The organism is Vibrio sp. J1-1, from assembly GCF_021728395.1.
Lineage (GTDB): Bacteria > Pseudomonadota > Gammaproteobacteria > Enterobacterales > Vibrionaceae > Vibrio.
On sequence record NZ_JAKKCM010000010.1, the window covers coordinates 115,014 to 137,087 of the forward strand.

Below are 22,074 nucleotides of genomic sequence, written 5' to 3' on the forward strand. Positions count from 1 at the left end.
ATCTAATGTATATTAATTGTTTGGTTTGTTATGTTGTAAGTTAGTAAATTGTATTCTCATTTGATCGAGATAAATTTCTAGATTTTTGTTTTATATTAGTTAGATTAACTGGTTTTTAATTCTAAATATAAATTAATATGGTGTTTTTTTCTCATAGGTTGCCAAATGATGATTCTTTCGTCATTATGCGGCGCTCTTTTATAGATTGAACCACGAGTACTTGTTGATAACAAAGGCTCAAAAAGTGGTCGATGCATACACAACATTCACACATTTTTTAGACAAGGGTTATCTGTGAAACAGACATTAAAACTAACAGATATTATCGCAGTAGGCTTTATGCTGTTTGCGTTCTTTTTAGGTGCTGGCAACATCATCTTTCCACCACTGGCAGGTCAATTGGCGGGTGAAAACCTGATGCCAGCAATGTTCGGTTTCTTGCTAACAGCGGTAGGTCTACCTCTTATCACTATCGTTGCTATCGCTGTGGCTGGCGGAACTTGGGATCACCTAACGCAAGATCTACCGAAAAAAGCGGCGGTTGTCATGGCGGCGTTGATCTTCATTATTATTGGTCCGGCATTTGCGGCCCCTCGTACAGGCCTTGTGGCATATGAAATGGCCGTTAAGCCATTTTTGATTGAAGCGTCTCAAACAAACCTGACTGCATTCTCTGTGCTTTTCTTTGTTGTCGCGATGCTATTTTCATGGTTCCAGGGCCGCTTGATCGACCTGATCGGTAAGGTACTGACTCCAGTCTTGTTCCTTGGTCTGATGGTCCTTGCTCTGGCAGTGTTTATTGATCCTCAGGGTGAAATGATCGGCGCAACAGGCGAGTACTTGACTCAACCACTGACGAAAGGCTTTTTAGAAGGTTACAACACCATGGATACCTTCGCGTCACTGATGTTCGGCATGCTGATGGTGGATGCGCTTCGTGGTAAAGGCATTACAGAGCGCGCGGCGACGACGAAATACCTGATTTTTGCTGGTTGCATTGCGGCGGCAGGCTTAGCGTTCGTATACATTTCGCTTTTCTACTTAGGCGCAACAAGCGCAACGGTAGCGGCGGGTGCAGATAATGGTGGTTTGGTTCTGAGCCAATACGTTCAGGCTCTGTTTGGTCCTTATGGTCAAATCGTTCTTTCAGTGATCGTATTACTGGCATGTTTAACTACGGCTATTGGCCTTATCTCTGCGTGTTCTGATTTCTTCAGTTCAAAAACATCGCTTTCATACAAGCACTGGGTACTGATTAATGGTTCTGTGTGTGCGTTGGTTGCAAACGTTGGTCTTGCACAGTTGATTTCTTTGTCAGTCCCTGTGTTATTCGCACTTTACCCTGTTGCGATTGCACTGGTTGCGCTAACGTTTGTTCGTAGCAAACTTCCTAATACTCGCTTTGCATACCGTGCGGTCTTGCTTGTTTCTCTATTGTTCGCGTTACTGGATGCAGCAAAAGTGGCAGGCATGGACGTATCTGCTTTCAACATGCTACCTCTGTTTGAAATCGGTATGGGTTGGGTTCTGCCAACGCTGGCGGCGATCGTTTGTATGTTCTTCATTGCTAAGCCTCAGAATGAGCTGGTCGAAGAAACTGCGTAAGTGCCCTTAACGACGAATAACAAAAAGCCCGATGAAGTGATTCATCGGGCTTTGTTTTTTAAAGCGAAAGTCGAATAACGATTAAAGTGTATCGTGGAACTCTACCAGCACTTGCTCACACCATTTCTCAATACGTTCGTCACTCAGTTCGTACTGTGAATCTTCATCTAATGCCAGACCTACAAATTGGCTGCCATCTTCGGTTAGTGCTTTAGATGCTTCGAACTCATAGCCTTCGTTAGGCCAGTAGCCGATAAATTGTGCACCTGTTTCTTTCAGTTCATCATGGAGCAGACCCATGGCATCTAGGTACCATTCACCGTAGCCTTCTTGATCGCCCAGACCAAATAATGCGACCACTTTCCCTTTTAATGGCGTCGTTGCGATGTCTTGCCAAATTGCACTCCAGTCCTCTTGGATTTCACCAAAGTCCCAGGTAGAAATACCAATGAGCAATAAATCGTAATCAGCCATCAAAGATAGCGGTGTCTCTTTCACATTGTGAATGTCGACAAGATCTTCTCCAATGATGGAACGAATTTTCTCTGCTGCCATTTCGGTATAGCAGGTCGTAGAGCCGTAAAAGAGTCCGATTTTCATTATATTCGTCGTATTTTATGTTGCTGTTGTCGAGGATTTTAACCTTAAACTGCCTGTGAATGCAGCGAATATCGTTAGATTAACGCACTAAGTTATTTTTTTATGGCATTCAAACAGGGGCTGTCTTACCCTCAGAGGCTATATAAAAAAACAAAAAAGGAAGCGGGAATGACAGCACAGCTGCCTGTCAATCAACAAGATTTTGCTTTTGTAGAGCAATTCTTAGACGCGATGTGGATGGAGCGAGGACTGTCTGAGAACACGTTAGCTTCATATCGAAATGATCTGATAAAACTTCTCACTTGGATGGATCAACAGCGTTACCGTCTTGATTTTATTAGCTTAGCTGGCCTTCAAGAGTATCAAAGCTACTTGGTCGATTTAGATTACAAACAAACTTCCCGTGCTCGTATGCTATCGGCGATTCGTCGTCTGTTTCAGTATCTTCATCGTGAGAAAGTGCGCGCCGATGACCCAAGTGCACTGTTAGTCAGTCCAAAGCTACCACAGCGTTTACCGAAAGATATCAGTGAAGAACAAGTTGATGCTTTGCTGGATGCGCCTGACCCTAATGACCCGTTAGAGTTGCGTGATAAAGCGATGTTAGAGTTACTTTACGCAACAGGGCTTCGTGTTACTGAGCTGGTGAGCCTAACCATGGAAAATGTCAGTTTGCGTCAGGGCGTGGTTCGCGTTACGGGTAAAGGTGGCAAAGAGCGCTTGGTACCGATGGGTGAGAACGCTGTGGATTGGATTGAAACCTTTATTCAGCAAGGTCGGCCTGCATTGCTAGGTGAGACCTCTTCGGATGTGGTTTTTCCGAGTAAGCGCGCACGGCAAATGACTCGTCAGACGTTCTGGCATCGGATTAAGTACTATGCTGTGATAGCGGGGATCGATACCGAGCTATTATCGCCGCACGTGCTGCGCCACGCGTTTGCAACACATTTACTGAACTATGGCGCAGATCTCAGGGTCGTACAGATGCTACTAGGGCATAGTGACTTATCGACCACGCAAATTTATACTCATGTGGCGACTGAGCGATTGAAGCAAATCCACAGTCAACACCACCCAAGAGCATAATGATGGTTTATTCATCCCTTCTCCTTGGACGAAAGAACGTATTTTTAAGGTGATTTTAATGAGCGTATTACGCCGACTAACTCTGCTGACTTTACCCTTTTTTGTAACCGCTTGTGGAGCGGAAGAAAGTCAGGCTAAAACGGAAGCTCCTGCACAGCAAGTTGCTTCTGCGGAGCAACAACACTTTGATGAAGCTGCATTAAAAGCAAAGTTTTCGAAGCTAGGGTTATCTATTGTTGATATCCAACCATCGGACGTGACAGGTTTACTAGAAATCCAAACCAATGGCGGTGTTTTGTTTTCTTCTAATGATGGTAATCACTTTATCGCTGGCACCTTGTATGCGATTGATGAAAATGGTGGTTATAAAGATGTGCTGGCCGAACGTCAGGCCCCACTTAATGCGGCTAAAATTGCAGAATTTTCTGACAGCATGATTGAGTTCAAGGCTGACAATGAGAAGTATGCAGTGACAGTATTTACCGACATCACGTGCGGTTACTGTGTACGTCTGCATAATCAAATGCAGGGCTACAATGACTTAGGCATTACAGTACGCTACATGGCTTACCCACGCCAAGGCGCGACGGGGCCAGTTGCCGATCAAATGGCGACAATTTGGTGTGCAGACGATCCGAAAGCGGCAATCCACAATGCGAAAGTAAATCGTACTTTTGATAGCCCAGTGAAAGACTTGAACCAGTGTAAAGAAACGGTTCAGGCGCATTACAATGTAGGCCGTCAGCTTGGTATTTCTGGTACGCCAGCAATTTTCCTGCCGACTGGTGAAATGGTGGGAGGCTACCTACCGCCAGCAGACCTACTCAACCGTTTAAAGCAACAATAATCCTTTAGGAGCAGAGCCAGCAGCACTGCTGGCTCTTTTCAAGCATGATAGAAATTCAACGACGTCCCGAACCGGATCTTTCCCTGCTACCGGATTCCATTCCTCCAATCTTAAAGCGCATTTATATCAATCGTGGCATCACGGATCAGGCACAACTGGAAACCTCTGCGCGTGGTTTACACTCTTACCAAAAGCTGGGCGGTATTGACGAGGCGGTCGCGCTGTTATTCCAGGCTATTAATGAACAAAAGCGCATTATCGTCGTCGGGGATTTTGACGCCGATGGCGCGACCAGCTCGGCGTTGTCAGTGCTGGCACTGAGAATGCTAGGCAGCGCCAATGTGGATTACTTAGTACCAAACCGTTTTGAAGACGGATACGGTTTGAGCCCTGAAGTGGTTGATCAAGCGCTGGAACTTGGTGCTGAGATGATCATGACAGTGGACAACGGAGTTTCATCGATTGAAGGGGTTCGCTATGCCAAAGAGAATGGCATTACAGTACTGGTAACTGACCACCACTTGCCAGGACAAGTCCTTCCTGATGTGGATGCGATGGTTAACCCAAATCTGGAGAGTTGCGCGTTCCCATCCAAAGCTTTAGCGGGAGTTGGTGTTGCATTCTATTTGATGATGGCATTGTGCGTTCACATGCGCAAACTAGACTGGTTTGCCGAGCAAGGAATGCAAGAGCCAAAACTAATGGAACTGATTGATCTTGTCGCATTAGGCACCGTTGCTGACGTGGTGCCACTGGACGAAAACAACCGCATTCTGGTTCATCAAGGTCTGCAACGCATTCGTGCTGGTAAAGCACGCCCCGGCATTCAGGCTCTGATTGAAGTGGCGAAGCGTGATGCCCGCCGTCTGGTTGCGTCTGATTTTGGATTTGCTCTTGGCCCGCGGATTAACGCCGCAGGTCGTTTGGATGACATGTCTTTTGGGGTTGAGCTGTTGATGTGTAACAACATCCATGCAGCGCGCCGAATGGCCAGCGAGCTTGATGGACTCAACCAAACCCGTAAAGAGATCGAAGAAGGAATGAAACAGGAGGCCATGGCCTTTTGTGAGCGCCTGCAGTTTGGTGAGAACAGCGAGTTACCTTATGGCTTAGCTCTGTTTCAGCGCGACTGGCATCAGGGTGTGATTGGTATTCTGGCTTCACGCATTAAAGAGAAGTTTCATCGTCCTGTTATCGCGTTTGCGGATGGTGGCGAAGGGACGATCAAAGGATCTTGCCGTTCTATTCCGGGGCTGCATATGCGTGATGCGCTCGATTTTATCGATACACAAAATCCGGGATTGATCATCAAGTTTGGTGGCCATGCAATGGCGGCTGGCTTAACGATTAAAGAGCAGGATTTTGAGCGTTTTAGCCGTTTATTCGATGAGGTGGTTAAGAAAGAGCTTGATGACGCAGCGTTAAAAGGCGTAATCCTTTCGGATGGCGAACTTAAGCCAGAAGAATTTTCGATGCATGTCGCTGAGTTGCTGCGTGCTGGCGGCCCGTTTGGACAGGCATTTCCTGAACCGGTTTTTGATGGTGAGTTTAAGGTATTACACCAAAAGCTGGTGGGAGAAAAACACCTTAAATTGATGCTGGAACCACTCTATAAAGATCATCCAACTAACGTGATGATTGATGGTATCGCGTTCAATGTTGATTTGCGTCGCTGGCCGGACGCATCGGTAAAAACAGTACGATTAGCATACAAACTGGATGTGAACGAATTCCGCGGAAATCAATCTCTGCAACTTATGATTGATCACATTGAAGCTAAGTAAGAACTAAGTTCTTCTCAGATATCAAGTACGGTCTCCTTTACGCTGGGGACCGTACTTTTTCTTGACTTAATCTGCCCTTTCATTCGAAATTTTCCTGTATCTCCGTCACATTTTTCAGTAGAATTCCTCGGTTAAATTCTATTCTAAAATGTTGAGTAAACATGTTTGAAATCAATCCAATTAAAAACCGTCTACAGGACGTGTCTGAGCGCACAAATGTCCTGAGGGGGTATCTTTGACTATGACGCTAAGAAAGAGCGTCTAGAAGAAGTAAACGCAGAACTAGAACAACCAGATGTATGGAACGAGCCTGAACGTGCGCAAGCACTAGGTAAAGAGCGAGCATCGTTAGAAGCGGTTGTTGAAACCATTGATCAACTAGAGCAAGGTGTGGAAGATGTTGAAGGTCTTCTGGAACTTGCAGTTGAAGAAGAAGATCAAGAAACGTTTGACGAAATCGACCCAGAACTTGCTGAGCTAGAAGAGAAGCTAGAGCAGCTTGAGTTCCGTCGTATGTTCGCTGGCGATCACGACAGCTCAGATTGTTACATCGATTTACAAGCAGGCTCGGGCGGTACAGAAGCTCAAGACTGGACCAACATGATGCTACGTATGTACTTACGTTGGGCTGAAGCTAAAGGCTTTAAAGCGGAAGTAATCGAAGTATCTGAAGGTGAAGTCGCAGGTCTGAAATCTGCAACAGTTCGTATTTCTGGTGAGTACGCTTATGGTTGGCTACGCACAGAAACGGGCGTTCACCGTTTAGTTCGTAAATCGCCATTTGATTCAGGTGGCCGTCGTCATACCTCATTTGCTTCTGCGTTTGTTTACCCAGAGATTGATGACAACATTGATATCGACATTAACCCGTCCGACCTACGTATCGACGTTTACCGAGCGTCTGGTGCGGGTGGTCAGCACGTTAACACCACAGAATCTGCGGTACGTATTACCCACGTTCCGACCAACACTGTGGTTCAGTGTCAGAATGACCGTTCTCAGCATAAGAACAAAGATCAAGCAATGAAGCAGCTTCGTGCAAAACTGTTTGAACTTGAGCTTCAGAAACAGAATGCAGAGAAGCAAGCAAATGAAGATGCGAAATCTGACATCGGTTGGGGCAGCCAGATCCGTTCTTACGTACTGGATGACTCGCGTATCAAAGATTTACGCACTGGCGTTGAAAACCGCAACACTCAGGCGGTTCTTGACGGCGACCTAGACAAATTTATTGAAGCTAGCCTGAAGTCAGGTCTTTAAGCTTTTCACCGACACTCAAATCGAAACAGGATACATCGAAAAATGACTGATGCTGTTCAAAACGACAACGCACAAGAAGCCTCTACACAAGAAGAGAATAAGCTGATTGCTGAACGCCGCGCGAAACTGGACGAGATCCGTAAGAGCTGCAAAGCAAACGGCCACCCAAACGACTTCCGTCGTGACGCACTAGCGGGCGACCTTCAAAAAGAGTTCGGTGAGAAGACGAAGGAAGAGCTAGAAGAGCTTAACCACGTTGTTGCAATCGCTGGCCGTATCATGGCTAAGCGTGGTCCTTTCCTAGTAATTCAAGAGACTTCTGGCCGTATTCAAGCGTACGCTGCAAAAGACGTACAGAAAGAGCTTAAAGCTAAATACCAAGGTTTAGACATCGGTGACATCATCGGTGTGAAAGGTGCGCTGCACAAGTCTGGTAAAGGCGACCTATACGTAAACATGGAAGAGTACGAACTGCTAACTAAAGCGCTGCGTCCTCTACCAGAAAAATTCCACGGTCTGACTGACCAGGAAATGCGTTACCGTCAGCGTTACGTAGACCTAATCGTGAACGAAGATTCACGTAAAGCGTTCATCATTCGCTCTAAGCTAGTGTCTGCGATTCGTAACTTCATGAGCTCAAAAGGCTACCTAGAAGTGGAAACGCCGATGATGCACGTGATTCCTGGTGGTGCGACTGCACGTCCATTCATCACTCACCACAACGCTCTGGACATCGACATGTTCCTACGTGTTGCTCCTGAGCTGTACCTGAAGCGTCTGGTTGTAGGTGGTTTTGATCGCGTATTCGAAATCAACCGTAACTTCCGTAACGAAGGTCTTTCTCCTCGTCACAACCCAGAATTCACTATGATGGAATTCTACCAAGCTTATGCTGACTACAAAGATCTGATGGATCTGACTGAAGAAATGCTAAGTACGGTAGCGATGGAAGTTCTAGGTTCAACGTCAATGCCTTACGGTGAAGAGACCGTTGAATTTGGCGGTACTTACGCGCGTATGAGCATGTTTGATGCGATCAAACACTACAACCCAGAACACGCAGAAATCCAGGCGCTAACTGAAGCGGATCTGCAAGACCGTGAGAAGATGGTTGCGATTGCGAAATCAGTACACGTTGACGTGGAAACATTTTGGACGTGTGGCCAGCTACTTGAAGAGATCTTTGGTGAAACCGCTGAGCCTCAACTGATTCAACCGACGTTCATTACTGGCTACCCAGCGGACATCTCTCCACTGGCGCGTCGTAGCGATGACAACCCATTCTTCACTGACCGTTTCGAGTTCTTTATCGGTGGTCGTGAAGTAGCGAACGGTTTCTCTGAGCTTAATGATGCAGAAGACCAAGACGCACGCTTCAAAGCGCAAGTTGACGCGAAAGACGCGGGTGATGACGAAGCGATGTACTACGATGCAGATTACATTACTGCACTAGAGCACGGCCTTCCGCCAACAGCAGGTCAAGGTATCGGTATCGACCGTCTGGCAATGCTATTTACCAACACGCACACAATTCGTGACGTGATTCTGTTCCCAGCGATGCGTCCACAAGCGTAATCGAGTGATGAACATACAAAACCACCTTCGGGTGGTTTTTTTTTGCCATTTATTTAAACAAATTCAAATGATTGCATTTAATTCTTTATGAGATATGCAAATAAACATTCGCCAAAACTCAATCTATTGCATAGTCTTAATATTGAGACAGACTTGGGCGGTAGGAGTCTCGATAATGTTACCCGTTCGCAAAGATGGGCTTATCACACATATTTTTTCAACAATAAATAATAAGGGTTAGAGAATGGCTGGGCAGTTTAAGATGGATTCCATTCCGGGGTCGCTTGTCGTCGTAGGCGGCACGTATGAGCCTTGGTTATCAGTATTGGAGCAAGTCGGCTGGAAGTGTCATCAAGTAGGTGATTTACGTAAAGCTAATGCGTTGTTGGAAGATATTGGTCCATGTATTGGTATCGTCGACCTCAGTAATGATGAGTTCAGTTTAAACGGTTTGGCTAATTTAGTGAGCTCTCATAAACATGTGCGTTGGCTAGCGTTCATTAGAGAGTCGCAGCTAGGTGCCGATACTATCTGCCAGTTTATCGTCAACTTTTGTATCGACTTTTTCACAGCTCCAATTCCTGACGCGCAACTGTTAAGCACCATCGGTCACCAGCTTGGTATGCTTAAATTAGAAAAGAAAGTGTGGCCAAGTTTTGGTAACAGTCTCGATATGGGTCTATTGGGAGAATCAATCCCCATGAAACGCTTGCGAGATCAGGTGAAGCGTATCGGCCCAACAGACGTCAGTATCCTTATTTCTGGAGAAAGCGGTACAGGAAAAGAAGCGGTTGCCCGAGCGATTCATAAGGTATCTTCCCGTTCTCACAAACCGTTTATGTCGATTAATTGCCGAGCTTTGAACGAGCAGAGGTTCCAAGCTGAAGTGTTTGGTATGGCTGCGAACAGTGCTGTAGGCCCAAGCTTATTGGAACAGGCTGATGGTGGTACCGTTCTGTTTAGTGACGTGCTTACCATCTCTAAACAACAACAAATGAACTTGTTGAGGTTTTTGCAAGAAGGCACAGTGGAAACTGCTGATGGTGTGAAAAGTGTTAACGTTCGTATTCTTGCTGCGAACTCATCCGATGTAGAAAAAGCGCTGATTAACGGTGACTTTAACGAAGAGCTTTATCATTACATTAACGTGTTGCGAATTAGTGTTCCTAGTCTGAAAGAGCGTGCTAGTGATATTGCGTTATTGGCGCGTTATTACTTGCAAGAGTTTTCAAAAGAGTACAACTCGCAAGCGAAAAGCTTCTCTGAAGATGCCCTAAAAGCCCTGACGCGTTACTTCTGGCCGGGCAACGTGCGCGAGCTGATGAATCAAGTTAAACGTGCAGTATTAATGTCTGACAGCGTTGTGATTGACGAGCATCATTTAGATCTACCTCAACGCAATGACTCCAAACGAAGCTTGAAATCGATTCGCGAAAAGAGTGAACGTGATGCATTGCTCGTGGTTCTGGAGTCGCACTCTGGCCAAGTGTCGAATGCCGCTAAGGAGTTAGGTGTTTCGCGTGCAACGATGTACCGTCTTCTCAATAAACATAATTTAATTTCCGACCAAACTATCTAGGCAAATATGTCTTAATTGATTTTAGGTAGATTGAAATAACAAGAGCGGCCAAGCGCCGCTCTTGTCTTTCTATATTTATGATTTATAAAATTCGAAGATTCATATATTCCCTAGATGAATATGTTATTCAAAAAAGCATATGCAACTAGAATTCAGGTTATTGATTTGTTTTTTATCTTGACGGTAAAAAATTGTTTGATAAATAAACGCTAGAGCTTACAATTTAACCGTAACTCAAAGAGTTACATCACTTCATAAACGGATTAATTTTTTAGCTAGGAGGCGCAAGATGAAACATTACGTTGATAACAACATGACTTGCGCTGATCGTATTTCTATCGCACCGACACTTCTAAAATCGGCAGATACCAATACCACTGGCTCACGAGATAAAAATTAACCCGTAACCTATCTTATTTTTTACTAGGCTGCGGAAAGATGGCGGCTTAGTACCACAGATCAATCTGTTTCTCTGCGCACTATTTTTCCCAGTCGACCTTTATCGATAATTGGAGAAAATTATTATGCGTCACTCTATTTACTTGAAACTTGCCACTCTACTTTTGAAAGCAGACTTAAGACGTGAAGAAAAGGAATGGCAACGAAAAGTTCGTCGCTCTGCTCATGATATTCCGTGGACTAATGTGCACTTATTGAAGGATATTGGTCTGGATCCGGAAGGTCGCTCTACACGCGCAAGTGTTCCCGATACTGTGAAAGTAGAACGTCGAGCTCGTCATCTTCGTCGTGTTTTAACTGCGCGAATACCGACGTAATCTATAGCGTGTTGGGCTTAGTCTATTTTTACAAATGAGACACGCGTTCAGCACGCTATAGATACAGAACTTCGAAAGAGTTAATCCCAATAGAACGAGACAGGCTGACCTTGATGGTCAGCCTGTTTGCATTTACGGGCAAGGATTGGAGTAGGTTGTACCAATTGCCTGAATCTCAGTTAACAGTTCTTCACTGAGTTGGAGATCAATACTATCAATGTTGGTTTTTAACTGATCCAGGTTAGTGGCGCCAATTATATTTGAAGCGACAAACGGACGCTGATTAACGAATGCCAGTGCCATTTGAGCTGGATCTAAACCGTACTCTCTCGCCAGATTAACATACGCTTCGGTTGCTTTAATACCTTGAGGAGTAAAGTAACGAGCAAAGCGCTCCCATTTAGTACAGCGAGCGCCTTCTGGCTTCGCTCCGTTGAGGTATTTACCGCTCAGGCAACCAAATGCTAGAGGGGAATAAGCCAGTAGTTGGACACCTTCGTAGTGGCTAATCTCAGACAAGCCTACTTCAAAGCTGCGGTTGAGTAGGTTATACGGGTTTTGAATGGAAACGATACGTGGCAAGTCGTGCTTTTCCGCTAAGCGTAGCAGTGACATGACGCCCCAAGGCGTTTCATTTGAGACACCAATATAGCGAACCTTACCCGCGTTAACCAACTCGGTTAATGCTTCTAGTGTTTCGATCAAGGTGACTTCTTCTTGCTTGTCTGGGTAAGGGTAATTCAGTTGTCCGAAGCAGTTAGTTTGACGTTGTGGCCAATGCAATTGGTATAGATCAATGTAATCCGTTTGTAGTCGTTCAAGACTTGTATCAATGGCATCGTGAATATTGCGACGATTCAGGCTCATGTTGTCGCGAATATGAGGAACGCTTCTTGGTCCGGCGACTTTTGTTGCCAGTACGACTTTTTCTCGTTTGCCTGATTTTGCTAGCCAATTTCCAATGTATTGCTCGGTCAGTCCTTGTGTCGATGCTTGTGGTGGCACAGGGTACATCTCAGCGGTATCGATGAAGTTCACCCCATGATCTAAGGCAAAGTCGAGCTGCTCAAACGCTTCTTTTTCTGTATTTTGTTCACCGAACGTCATAGTCCCGAGGCAAATCTTACTTATCTCGAGCGATGAGTGCGGTAGTTTGGTGTATTGCATTTCACTTCCTTGAGAGTTACCGACTTAATAAGTTCTTCCAATATAGGGGATTTTTAGGCGCTCTCGCAAATGATTTACGTTTAATGGTGTCGATGACTCGAAAGCTATTCATACCGTAACTACACTTAGAACAAGTGGTAAAGGAGGTGAATCATGCAGAAACATCAATTGGACATGTGGTTACATGGTCAGCACAAAGACAGCTATAAAATGCCTAAGGTCTTTGTGATCGGGTGTTCTGATGTCTCTGACTATTTGCTAGCAGTGGAATACAAACACCAACTAGAACCGATCAAAGATGGCGAAGAACCTATTCATTTCGGATCGTTAGAATTGGTGAAAGAAGAGCTGCTCAGGTTAGGGGTCGACAAAGCATATCTGAGGTTACACAATGCATACGATGAGTGCGGCAGTGATGAGGTTGCTTCATATTGCGATATTGAATTGTCACTCATCACACACTAAAGTTCGGTGAATTGCCTTACTCCGGTTGGGCGTTAATGTAGTGCTTTAACAGAATTTGCTCAGTAAACTGTGTTCGGAGGTAGAAACCTCGGGGCAGAGTTTTTATTGGCTTACCATTTGAGCTGTAAGCTTCTGTTTGTGCTTTGGCATTGGCTGCTTTTGGTCGTAGATGCAGCGCCTCTCCGTGTCTGGCGGAAATTTGATCAAATTTTCCCAATACGATCATTTCCATTAACTCTTCCCAGTCATTACGTAGAATGCGCTCTTCTTCTTCATCGGGTGACCAAATTAAAGGGCTGCCTACACGGCGCTCTGCAAGGGGGATTTCTCGCTCCCCTTCAACGGGTACCCAAAGTACACGAGAGAGCTTGTTTCGTACGTGGCTTGTTTCCCAGGTAAGGCCTTGCACGCCGGTCAGAGGGGCGACACAGACGAAAGTGGTTTCTAACGGTCTGCCCGAATAACCAATCGGAATACTTTTTAGTTCGATCCCCAGTTTGGAAAAATCTTGTTGGGGTTTGCTTCCTGCTGGCGCTCCTAAATGCCACTCAAGTAACTGACCCACCCAACCTTTATCCCTCTTTAAATTTTCAGGAACGATCATATCGGCTTCTGCTGCGAGTTCTGCAAAACTTAGGCCGGCAATATCGTGAGCACGCTCCATGAGCTCCGATTCTGTTTGTGGTTCTGGTTTCATAATGATTGGGGATTATTTCAAAACATACAGTCTAACAAATTACGCAAAAAAGCACTGTTTAAGATTTCATCGAGGTGGATTGAGAATGATCAATTCATAACTTATCCACAGGTGGGGAAGGTAGTGGTTGGATCCAAGTCGGTGCTGGATGAATTAACAGGGGTTTTAAACGGTTTTTAGGCTTGATTTTATTATGATGTCGTGAAGTCATGCTGGATGAGTGTGGATAAATTGTAGGTTGGTGGATCTTTGACCGATCTGTTTTTGGTGAAAAGATCATCAGTTGGTTCGTGATCATTTAATCATCGTATTTATATTAAAAATTATATTAATCATGTATTTATTTTTAGTGTGTATTAATATTGCCGATGTGGTTTGCAATTGTTTTGAACAGAAATATTTTTTACTATCGAATTCTTCACAAAGTTATTCACAGAAAAGGTGAATAAATGTGGGCAATGTCTCACTCTTGTGTTGATAAAGTATTTTATGGCTAAAAGATATCCAATGACGGTGGAAAAGTAATAAATCTTGCTCATATCACATCAGTAAGTTTGCTAGTCATGGGGATATGTGGAAAAATCACGGTAATAAAAAATTATTCATAGAGGTTAGCCAGTGATAGATGGCGATGGTTACCGACTGAATGTTGGTATTGTGATATGTAATAACCATGGTCAGGTCTTCTGGGCTAAACGATACGGGCAACACTCATGGCAATTTCCACAAGGTGGAATTGACGAAGGTGAAACACCTGAGCAAGCAATGTTCAGGGAGTTATATGAAGAAGTCGGTTTAACGAAAAAAGACGTTAAAATCATTGCAACAAGTCGTCATTGGTTAAGATATAAACTACCAAAGCGACTGGTGCGTTGGGACTCCAAGCCTGTTTGTATCGGCCAAAAACAGAAATGGTTTCTGTTGCGATTGGAATGCGATGAATCTCGCATCAATATGCAACGTGGGAAATCCCCTGAATTTGATGGTTGGCGGTGGGTAAGTTATTGGTACCCGGTTAGGCAAGTTGTTTCTTTCAAGCGAGATGTTTACCGTCGTGCGATGAAAGAGTTTGCTTCTTTAGCCATGCCTTTTCGAGAAAGAAAAGCGAAAGGGAAAAGAAAAAAGCAACGTAGAGGATAGTCATGCTCAGCCAGCTAAGGGAAATAGTTGAAAAAGTCTCCAGAGTCGACGATGTGCATCTGGCCCTCGATATATTGGTTAAAGAGACTTGTGCTGCCCTTCGCACAGAGTGTTGTACTATTTATCTTGCTAATGAAGAGATGCAGCGCCTTGAGTTAATGGCAACTCAAGGTCTGATTTTTGAAGGTGATAGTATCCATATCAACTTCAATGAAGGCTTGGTTGGGTTAGTTAAGCGCAGTGCTGAGCCGCTCAACCTTGCTGAAGCTTCCAAACATCCCGAGTTTAAATTTTTCCCTCAACTCGGAGAACAAATTTTCCACTCCTTCCTTGCCACTCCGGTTATCCATCGCAAGCAAGTATTGGGTGTTTTAGTCATTCAACAGAAAACGCCGCGCTTGTTCAGCGAGATGGAAGAGTCATTCCTCGTGACGCTATCCGCTCAGTTAGCGGTATTGATTGCTCACGCACAAAGTCTTGGCCATTGGCAGTTAGCTTCTAAGCCTACTGTTCTTAAAGGCGTACCAGCGTCTACTGGTGTGGCGATTGGCGAGTTCTGGTTTGATAACACGCAACCTAGCTTGTCCGATGTTTTTCCTGCTTCTACGTTAGACAAAGAGCGAGAATATGAACTCTTGCTGGTAGCGATTGAACGAGCCTTAAATGATTTCCGCCGAATGCGTAAGAAGCTAGATAGCGAAATCAATAAAGACGCGTTAGCCATCTTTGACTTATTTACTCACTTGTTGAACGACCCGATGTTGCGCGGTGATCTAAAGAAACAAATTGAGAAAGGCGATAGAGCTGATTGGGCGTTGCGCCAAGTTGTGGAGTCGTATTCAAATCGTTTTGCCCGGATGTCTGATGTGTATATGCGCGAGCGAGCGCAGGACATCAGAGAGCTCGGTCAAAGGTTGCTTTATTTCTTGCATAATAGTGAGCAAGAGAATTCTGCCATTGACCGACCTGTCATTATGGTGGCGAATGAGCTTACCGCTACGTTACTTGCTTCTGTTTCTAAAGAACACTTATTGGCGGTTGTTTCGCTAGAAGGGGGAGCAAACTCTCACGCGGCAATTCTATCTCGTGCATTGGGTGTGCCTGCGGTTATGGGCGCAAACATCAACACGGAAGTGGTCAATGGTAAGTTGGGCATTGTTGATGGCTATACCGGAGAGATTTTCCTCGAGCCAAACCGCCAGTTATTGCGTGAATACCGCAGTTTAGTCAGCGAAGAGACTGAGCTCACAGCGATGGTGAACAAAGATCTCGCACTACCTGCGATTACGCAAGATAATCACCCGATTGAAGTTATGCTCAATGCGGGTCTCAGTGCGGACAGCAATATTGCGATCAATACCGGTGTGGATGGTGTGGGGTTATATCGAACTGAAATCGCATTTTTACTTCAGCATCACTTTCCATCCGAAGATGAGCAGTATCATCAATACAAGGCGATACTGAACAGCTACGCACATCAGCGTGTGGTAATGCGTACGTTAGATATTGGTGGTGATAAACCACTACCGTATTTACCCATTGATGAAGACAACCCATTTTTAGGTTGGCGGGGCATCCGCTTTACCTTAGATCACCCGGATATTTTTCTTATCCAGTTGCGCGCTATGTTAAGAGCAAGCGCCGATAGTGGTAACTTAAGTATCTTATTACCAATGATTTCCGGTGTGAAAGAGTTGGATGATGCGGTTACCTTAATTAATCAGGCGTATACTGAAGCCGTTTTAATTGATGATCGTATTCAGGCTCCGAAAGTCGGGGTTATGATCGAAGTACCTTCGATGGTGTATTTGTTACCGACCATCGCGCATCGTGTTGACTTCGTTTCAGTCGGCACCAATGACTTAACACAGTATTTATTAGCCGTGGACCGGAACAATTCCCGTGTTTCTGATGTCTATGAATCCATGCACCCAGCCGTGTTACTGGCGCTGAAGCAGATTCATGACGTTTGTCAGCAATATCACGTGCCGGTTTGCATCTGTGGTGAGCTAGCTGGTGATCCGTTTGGTTCGCTCCTGTTATTGGGCTTAGGCTATACATGTCTGAGTATGAACACGTCTAATGTTGCTAAGGTTAAGTATTTGATTCGTCACAGCCAACAAGAAGAGCTTAAAAAATTAGCGGAACAAGCTATGACACTTTCATATGGAGAGGAAATTCATCAAATGATGCATGATTACTTTATCCAACAAGGATTCGCTGGCTTTATTCGGGCTGGCAAGAAGTAGTAGGTAATTGTGACTGTCTTTTTATTTTTGTTATTGCTGGTATTGGGTGCGTTTGTCGGTGTCATGGCGGGGCTGTTGGGTATTGGCGGCGGGTTAATTGTGGTACCTGCTTTGCTGTATCTTCTTCCTTATGCTGGTATTTCGCCTGAACTGAGCATGCATATTGCTCTCGCTACTTCATTGGCGAGCATTATTATTACCTCTGGCTCATCGGCCATGCATCACCTGAAACTAGGTAATGTCGATATGTTTGTGGTCAAGTGGTTGATGCCTGGAGTCGTGATTGGTGGTTTTGTTGGTGCCAGCTTGGCGGAATTAATTCCCTCTCATTATTTGCCAAAACTCTTTGGTGTGATCGTGTTGCTTCTTGCGGTACAAATGTTTCGCTCAATAAAAGTACTGAAATCCAAACCGATGCCGAGTAGCCCGGTTACCGTAATGTATGGCGCTGGGATTGGTGTCGTATCCAGTTTGGCAGGAATTGGCGGAGGTTCGCTGTCAGTTCCTTTCCTTAATAAGCACGGTATCGAGATGCGAAAAGCGGTAGGCTCCTCTTCGGTCTGTGGCTGCGTGATTGCTATTTCAGGTATGATAGGTTTTATTTTGCACGGCTACAAAGCTGATAATTTACCAGCGTACAGCGTTGGATATGTCTACCTTCCCGCTTTGTTAGCGATTGCCATGACGTCGATGCTCACCACCAAAGTTGGTGCGAAGTTGGCGACCAGTCTCCCTACGGCAGTACTAAAAAAAGTCTTTGCCGTATTTTTGATTGTTATTGCGGCGACTATGCTGCTGTAAATTTCATCCGATTTATTTGTTATAAGAAGAGAATGATTTATGTCTCAGGGATTCATTGAATTTCCCAATATTGATCCGGTTTTAATCTCTATTGGTCCTGTCTCAATTCGCTGGTACGGCTTAATGTATCTGGTTGGCTTTATTTTTGCCTTATGGCTGGCGAACCGCCGTGCGGACAAACCGAACAGTGGCTGGACGAGAGAACAAGTATCCGATCTATTGTTTGCAGGTTTCCTCGGCGTAGTGATTGGTGGCCGAGTTGGTTACGTCATTTTCTACAATTTTGAGCTGTTCCTGGACGATCCTTTATACCTCTTTAAAGTCTGGACGGGCGGCATGTCATTCCATGGTGGTTTGCTGGGTGTGATTGCTGCCATGTTCTGGTACGCACGCAAAAACGGCCGCACCTTCTTTGGCGTGGCTGACTTTATTGCCCCACTTGTGCCGTTCGGCTTAGGAATGGGACGCTTGGGTAATTTCATGAACAGTGAACTGTGGGGACGTGTGACCGATGTGCCTTGGGCGATTATCTTCCCTAACGGTGGTCCTCTACCGCGTCACCCATCCCAGTTATATGAAATGGCGCTGGAAGGTGTGGTTCTATTCTTCATTTTGAACTGGTTCATCAAAAAGCCGCGTCCTCTCGGTTCAGTATCAGGGCTATTTTTAGCTGGATATGGTACATTCCGTTTCCTAGTAGAGTTCGTGCGCGAACCGGATGCTCAGCTTGGTCTGTTTGGTGACTTTATTTCGATGGGACAGATCCTGTCTACACCGATGATCGTGCTGGGAATCCTGATGATGGTTTGGGCGTACAAACGTGGTCTTTACCAAGATAAAGCCCCAGTTAAAACGAAGTAAGGTATTGGTGTGAAACAGTATTTAGATTTGTGTCAACGCATCGTTGACCAAGGTGTTTGGGTTGAGAATGAACGTACAGGCAAGCGTTGTCTGACGGTGATCAACGCGGATTTGACCTACGATGTTGCGAACAACCAATTTCCTTTAGTGACGACACGTAAAAGCTTCTGGAAAGCCGCAGTTGCGGAGCTACTGGGTTACATCCGTGGTTATGATAATGCAGAAGACTTTCGCAATCTGGGTACAAAAACCTGGGATGCAAATGCCAACCAGAATGAAGCATGGCTAAATAATCCTTACCGCAAAGGTGAAGACGACATGGGCCGTGTATACGGTGTTCAAGGTCGTGCATGGGCCAAGCCTGATGGCGGTCATATCGATCAATTACGTAAGATTGTCGATGATCTAACGCGCGGTATTGATGACCGTGGTGAGATCCTAAACTTCTACAATCCTGGTGAATTCCATATGGGTTGTTTACGTCCGTGTATGTACAGTCATCACTTTTCACTATTGGGTGATACTCTGTATCTCAATAGTACACAACGCTCATGTGACGTGCCGCTTGGCCTGAACTTTAATATGGTTCAAGTCTATGTTTTCTTAGCTATTATGGCGCAGATTACGGGTAAGAAACCGGGTCAGGCATACCATAAAATTGTCAATGCCCATATTTATGAAGACCAGCTTGAATTGATGCGTGATGTGCAACTGAAACGTGAGCCGCTTAAAGCGCCAACTTTCCACATCAATCCTGAAATCAAATCTCTGGAAGATTTAGAAACGTGGGTAACGTTAGATGACTTCTGGGTTGAAGGTTACGAACACCATGACCCAATTCGCTACCCATTTTCTGTGTAACCAGCGCAGTCTGCTCTGAATTGTAAAAAGCTCCTAAATGGAGCTTTTTTCGTTCTACAGGGGTTATTTTAAAGCGCTGACAATATATCTGTGTATCGGGTCAGTTTGCTGTGGATGAGACAGTGCAGGGCTGATAAGTTCCGGTCGAGTAAAGATCCCTTTATCCACCAGTGAGCGGATTACATCGAAATATTTCAACTCTGTTTTACCGCACAAGAGTAATGAAAAATCGTCACCCAAGTTATCGTACGCGTTGAGCACTTCTCGGAACCCACGTAGATATAAGTAATCTTTTGTTAGACCACCACCTCGGTAAACACGAGCAGTAATGGTGAATGCTTGTGTATCGGAAGTGTGGTATTGCTCTTTAAGCAGCCTGAACGTCTGGCGGAAATCACGTTCTTTGATCATTGATTCCACCGCCAGTACCCGCAGAGCCAATGTTCGTAACCGCTTGATACTGAAATGCCCAGAAAGGTACTCACATAAAATAGCTAAACCTTCCTGCGTATTAGTATTGGCAGGGCAACCTAAACTTAAGACGTTAAGAGGTTGTCTACGGCCGTTTAAGGTTGTCAACAAATGCACCCCCATCTCATGATGTGCTAATGCTTCTAGCTCGTCTGTCGTTATGTAGGCAGCACCGTTTATTTTTACTCGTAGGCCAGATACAAGGGCATTTGCTAGCATGCCATCAAGCACCTGTATTTCACAATCATAGCCATGCTTATGTGCAAAACTTCCCATGAACTGCGCAATAGAATGGCTGTCATGCTCTGGTTTGCTTTCTTCTTCCGTTGGTAGGTGCAAGATGAAGTGTGCATTGGCGATATCTTTTGCACTAGGCTCACCGTAGTAACGCAAGGAGTTATAGAGGAAATCTTGGGTACCAATGGTATCCACCTGATCAAGCTTATCGGCATAAGATTGAATCACATCCGCATAAAGTTTTTGCAGCTGTGTATCCTTGATATTTTCTAATGGTAACTCATACAAAAGACGTTTGGATTGATGAGTGACAAGAGGCGACTTTTGGTATTCAAAGTTAGGCTCTTTAGAATACTTGTTGTTGATGAAGCGTTCTCTTTCTCGTGCGTAATTGAGAGGGTTTACGCTACTGAGGATATCTATGTCACTAACCAATTGGGTTAGTTGTTCGTCTATTGCTAATAGCTGGCTGGAAATCGGTTCGTGAGTTTGAGCCATACTGTTTAACTCCATATAAAGGCGACACCAACCAGAATCTTGATTGATTTGAGGTGTATGGCTCAAATTATCACCGTGAACGTATATTGAACAACAAAAATTTCTATTCGAAGCCTCTTTGACAAAAGGGAGATGTAGTTAGCGAGCACAAAAAAGGCTCCACGTAGTGGAGCCTAAAACAATGCGATGGTATTTCGTTTTGATTATGCTGTCAGAGCTAGAATTACACCTGGCAAAATAATGAATACAGACATTAGGTAGCCACCTACAACGGCTTTATTCTTAATTGCCATCTCTGAAATCATGTCAGCGCCTTTCAGTGGAAGCTCACGCAGGAACGGGATACCAAAGATAAGTAGTGTCGCTGCGACGTTGAATACCAAGTGTACCAGGGCAATTTGTAGTGCGAATACCGCGAACTCACCAGAAACTGCCGTTGCTGCTAAAAGAGCTGTGATACATGTACCAATATTAGCACCTAGTGTGAATGGGTAGATATCACGAACTTTTAGTACGCCAGTACCCACAAGTGGAACCATTAAGCTAGTCGTTGTTGAAGAAGACTGAACAAGCACCGTTACGATAGAGCCAGAAACGATACCGTGGATAGGGCCACGACCAATCGCGTTCTTAAGAATATCACGTGCACGACCGACCATCAGGCTCTTCATCAGTTTACCCATCACCGTGATAGCAACGAAGATAGTTGCGATACCAAGGATGATAAGCATCACGCCACCAACAGTGTCACCAAATGTTGAAAGAGGCTCTTTGATTGCGCTAACAACAGGCTTAGTCATCGGCTTAATGAAGTTTAAGCCTTTGATGCTCATATCACCGGTTGCGAGCAATGGTGAAACAAGCCAATGAGAAATCTTTTCTAGGATGCCGAACATCATTTCCAAAGGCAGGAAAATAACCACAGCAAGCAGGTTAAAGAAGTCATGGATCGTCGCGCTAGCAAAAGCGCGTTTGAACTCTTCTTTACAACGTACGTGTCCTAGTGAAACCAGTGTATTGGTGACCGTTGTGCCAATGTTAGCGCCCATTACCATTGGAATAGCGGTCTCCACAGGCAGTCCACCTGCAACTAAGCCCACAATAATAGAAGTTACAGTACTAGAAGATTGGATTAGGGCGGTTGCTACTAGACCGATCATAAGACCAGCTACGGGGTGAGATGCAAATTCAAACAGTACTTTGGCTTGATCGCCAGTGGCCCATTTAAAGCCGCTACCAACCATAGATACTGCTAGAAGAAGCAGGTATAGCATGAATGCCAAGTTAGCCCAGCGTAACCAGCGAGTTGTACTCGAGATCGGCACCGCTGTTGAAGTAGCTTGGTTCATCATAATTTTCTCCGTGACCTTTCAGTTCTTTTGGGGTCTTTAGTTGAAACTGAGGGCGATGTTAGAGAAGAAATATTTCAGTAATATTACAGATTGATGGCTGTTGATGTTTTTTATTGTCATTTTTGACAATTGCAAATTTGCAACTTTTTTGGTGTTTATAAGT

Annotated in this window: 19 protein-coding genes; 14 read left to right on the plus strand and 5 right to left on the minus strand. The window is 44.9% G+C overall.

Features of this window, described 5'->3' with window-relative positions; translation table 11 throughout:
* The first annotated feature begins 294 nt into the window (after window positions 1-294).
* The gene (gene brnQ, locus L3V31_RS16355; protein WP_237317440.1) at window positions 295-1,605 is read left to right on the plus strand and encodes a branched-chain amino acid transport system II carrier protein; all 1,311 of its coding nucleotides are present in this window, start codon (window positions 295-297) and stop codon (window positions 1,603-1,605) included.
* A gap of 81 nt (window positions 1,606-1,686) precedes the next feature.
* On the opposite strand, the gene fldB is transcribed toward brnQ, so the two are convergent.
* Complete coding sequence (gene fldB, locus L3V31_RS16360; protein WP_237317442.1) at window positions 1,687-2,205, minus strand: flavodoxin FldB; 519 nt, start codon at window positions 2,203-2,205, stop codon at window positions 1,687-1,689.
* Window positions 2,206-2,373: 168 nt separating this feature from the next.
* Between fldB and xerD the strand changes: the two genes are divergently transcribed.
* From xerD to L3V31_RS16395, 7 genes are all read left to right on the plus strand, one after another.
* A complete protein-coding gene (xerD, locus tag L3V31_RS16365; RefSeq protein WP_237317444.1) occupies window positions 2,374-3,291 on the plus strand; it encodes a site-specific tyrosine recombinase XerD in 918 nt (305 codons plus the stop codon).
* A 58-nt stretch (window positions 3,292-3,349) separates the two neighbouring features.
* Window positions 3,350-4,138, plus strand: a complete 789-nt coding sequence (dsbC, locus tag L3V31_RS16370; protein WP_237317445.1) for a bifunctional protein-disulfide isomerase/oxidoreductase DsbC — start codon at window positions 3,350-3,352, stop codon at window positions 4,136-4,138.
* Between the two features lie 44 nt (window positions 4,139-4,182).
* Window positions 4,183-5,922, plus strand: coding sequence for a single-stranded-DNA-specific exonuclease RecJ (recJ, locus tag L3V31_RS16375; protein ID WP_237317448.1), 1,740 nt, complete (start codon window positions 4,183-4,185; stop codon window positions 5,920-5,922).
* Window positions 5,923-6,083: 161 nt separating this feature from the next.
* Window positions 6,084-7,182 (plus strand): peptide chain release factor 2 gene (prfB, locus tag L3V31_RS16380; RefSeq protein ID WP_237317450.1). Its coding sequence is split into 2 segments (ribosomal slippage): window positions 6,084-6,158 and window positions 6,160-7,182, totalling 1,098 coding nucleotides; the frame shifts between segments, so codons are not numbered across the junction.
* Window positions 7,183-7,224: 42 nt separating this feature from the next.
* Window positions 7,225-8,757: a lysine--tRNA ligase gene (lysS, locus tag L3V31_RS16385; protein WP_237317452.1), complete on the plus strand. Its 1,533-nt coding sequence runs from the start codon at window positions 7,225-7,227 to the stop codon at window positions 8,755-8,757.
* A 244-nt stretch (window positions 8,758-9,001) separates the two neighbouring features.
* On the plus strand, window positions 9,002-10,336 hold the full coding sequence (gene vpsR / locus L3V31_RS16390) for a cyclic-di-GMP-binding transcriptional regulator VpsR (protein WP_237317454.1): 1,335 nt from the start codon (window positions 9,002-9,004) through the stop codon (window positions 10,334-10,336).
* A 524-nt stretch (window positions 10,337-10,860) separates the two neighbouring features.
* Window positions 10,861-11,112, plus strand: a complete 252-nt coding sequence (locus tag L3V31_RS16395) for a DUF1127 domain-containing protein (protein ID WP_237317456.1) — start codon at window positions 10,861-10,863, stop codon at window positions 11,110-11,112.
* Between the two features lie 132 nt (window positions 11,113-11,244).
* On the opposite strand, the gene L3V31_RS16400 is transcribed toward L3V31_RS16395, so the two are convergent.
* The gene (locus L3V31_RS16400; protein WP_237317459.1) at window positions 11,245-12,279 is read right to left on the minus strand and encodes an NADP(H)-dependent aldo-keto reductase; all 1,035 of its coding nucleotides are present in this window, start codon (window positions 12,277-12,279) and stop codon (window positions 11,245-11,247) included.
* 153 nt (window positions 12,280-12,432) lie between these two features.
* Here L3V31_RS16400 and L3V31_RS16405 point away from each other — a divergent pair, with 153 nt between their 5' ends.
* The gene (locus L3V31_RS16405) at window positions 12,433-12,744 is read left to right on the plus strand and encodes a DUF6482 family protein (protein ID WP_237317460.1); all 312 of its coding nucleotides are present in this window, start codon (window positions 12,433-12,435) and stop codon (window positions 12,742-12,744) included.
* Window positions 12,745-12,760: 16 nt separating this feature from the next.
* Here the strand turns inward: L3V31_RS16405 and mutH are convergent, their stop codons facing one another.
* Window positions 12,761-13,441 carry a DNA mismatch repair endonuclease MutH gene (mutH, locus tag L3V31_RS16410; RefSeq protein ID WP_237317462.1) on the minus strand — a complete coding sequence of 227 codons (681 nt, stop codon included), beginning with the start codon at window positions 13,439-13,441 and terminating at the stop codon, window positions 12,761-12,763.
* Between the two features lie 618 nt (window positions 13,442-14,059).
* On the opposite strand from mutH, the gene rppH reads away from it, so the two are divergent.
* The 5 genes from rppH to L3V31_RS16435 are packed head-to-tail and all read left to right on the plus strand — an operon-like array spanning window position 14,060 to window position 19,353.
* Window positions 14,060-14,581 (plus strand): RNA pyrophosphohydrolase, encoded by a 522-nt coding sequence (gene rppH, locus L3V31_RS16415; protein WP_005381953.1) that lies wholly within the window; start codon window positions 14,060-14,062, stop codon window positions 14,579-14,581.
* Between the two features lie 2 nt (window positions 14,582-14,583).
* The gene (ptsP, locus tag L3V31_RS16420; protein WP_237317465.1) at window positions 14,584-16,830 is read left to right on the plus strand and encodes a phosphoenolpyruvate--protein phosphotransferase; all 2,247 of its coding nucleotides are present in this window, start codon (window positions 14,584-14,586) and stop codon (window positions 16,828-16,830) included.
* Between the two features lie 9 nt (window positions 16,831-16,839).
* Complete coding sequence (locus L3V31_RS16425) at window positions 16,840-17,631, plus strand: sulfite exporter TauE/SafE family protein (RefSeq protein WP_237317467.1); 792 nt, start codon at window positions 16,840-16,842, stop codon at window positions 17,629-17,631.
* Window positions 17,632-17,670: 39 nt separating this feature from the next.
* A complete protein-coding gene (gene lgt, locus L3V31_RS16430; RefSeq protein ID WP_237317469.1) occupies window positions 17,671-18,492 on the plus strand; it encodes a prolipoprotein diacylglyceryl transferase in 822 nt (273 codons plus the stop codon).
* A gap of 9 nt (window positions 18,493-18,501) precedes the next feature.
* Window positions 18,502-19,353, plus strand: coding sequence for a thymidylate synthase (locus tag L3V31_RS16435; protein ID WP_237317470.1), 852 nt, complete (start codon window positions 18,502-18,504; stop codon window positions 19,351-19,353).
* A 63-nt stretch (window positions 19,354-19,416) separates the two neighbouring features.
* Here L3V31_RS16435 and L3V31_RS16440 read toward each other — a convergent pair whose 3' ends face one another.
* Together L3V31_RS16440 and L3V31_RS16445 are read right to left on the minus strand one after the other, a co-directional pair.
* Entirely contained in the window at window positions 19,417-20,574 is a 1,158-nt protein-coding gene (locus L3V31_RS16440) for a flavohemoglobin expression-modulating QEGLA motif protein (RefSeq protein ID WP_237317532.1), read from the minus strand.
* Window positions 20,575-20,762: 188 nt separating this feature from the next.
* Window positions 20,763-21,911 (minus strand): Na/Pi symporter, encoded by a 1,149-nt coding sequence (locus tag L3V31_RS16445; RefSeq protein WP_346014860.1) that lies wholly within the window; start codon window positions 21,909-21,911, stop codon window positions 20,763-20,765.
* Window positions 21,912-22,074 lie beyond the last annotated feature (163 nt).

Bases quoted from the DNA above. Each gene is read 5' to 3' on its own strand.
- fldB (WP_237317442.1), bottom strand. From the start codon at position 2,205: ATGAAAATCGGACTCTTTTACGGCTCTACGACCTGCTATACCGAAATG.
- xerD (WP_237317444.1), top strand. From the start codon at position 2,374: ATGACAGCACAGCTGCCTGTCAATCAACAAGATTTTGCTTTTGTAGAG.
- dsbC (WP_237317445.1), top strand. From the start codon at position 3,350: ATGAGCGTATTACGCCGACTAACTCTGCTGACTTTACCCTTTTTTGTA.
- recJ (WP_237317448.1), top strand. From the start codon at position 4,183: ATGATAGAAATTCAACGACGTCCCGAACCGGATCTTTCCCTGCTACCG.
- lysS (WP_237317452.1), top strand. From the start codon at position 7,225: ATGACTGATGCTGTTCAAAACGACAACGCACAAGAAGCCTCTACACAA.
- vpsR (WP_237317454.1), top strand. From the start codon at position 9,002: ATGGCTGGGCAGTTTAAGATGGATTCCATTCCGGGGTCGCTTGTCGTC.
- L3V31_RS16395 (WP_237317456.1), top strand. From the start codon at position 10,861: ATGCGTCACTCTATTTACTTGAAACTTGCCACTCTACTTTTGAAAGCA.
- L3V31_RS16400 (WP_237317459.1), bottom strand. From the start codon at position 12,279: ATGCAATACACCAAACTACCGCACTCATCGCTCGAGATAAGTAAGATT.
- L3V31_RS16405 (WP_237317460.1), top strand. From the start codon at position 12,433: ATGCAGAAACATCAATTGGACATGTGGTTACATGGTCAGCACAAAGAC.
- mutH (WP_237317462.1), bottom strand. From the start codon at position 13,441: ATGAAACCAGAACCACAAACAGAATCGGAGCTCATGGAGCGTGCTCAC.
- ptsP (WP_237317465.1), top strand. From the start codon at position 14,584: ATGCTCAGCCAGCTAAGGGAAATAGTTGAAAAAGTCTCCAGAGTCGAC.
- lgt (WP_237317469.1), top strand. From the start codon at position 17,671: ATGTCTCAGGGATTCATTGAATTTCCCAATATTGATCCGGTTTTAATC.
- L3V31_RS16440 (WP_237317532.1), bottom strand. From the start codon at position 20,574: ATGGAGTTAAACAGTATGGCTCAAACTCACGAACCGATTTCCAGCCAG.
- L3V31_RS16445 (WP_346014860.1), bottom strand. From the start codon at position 21,911: ATGATGAACCAAGCTACTTCAACAGCGGTGCCGATCTCGAGTACAACT.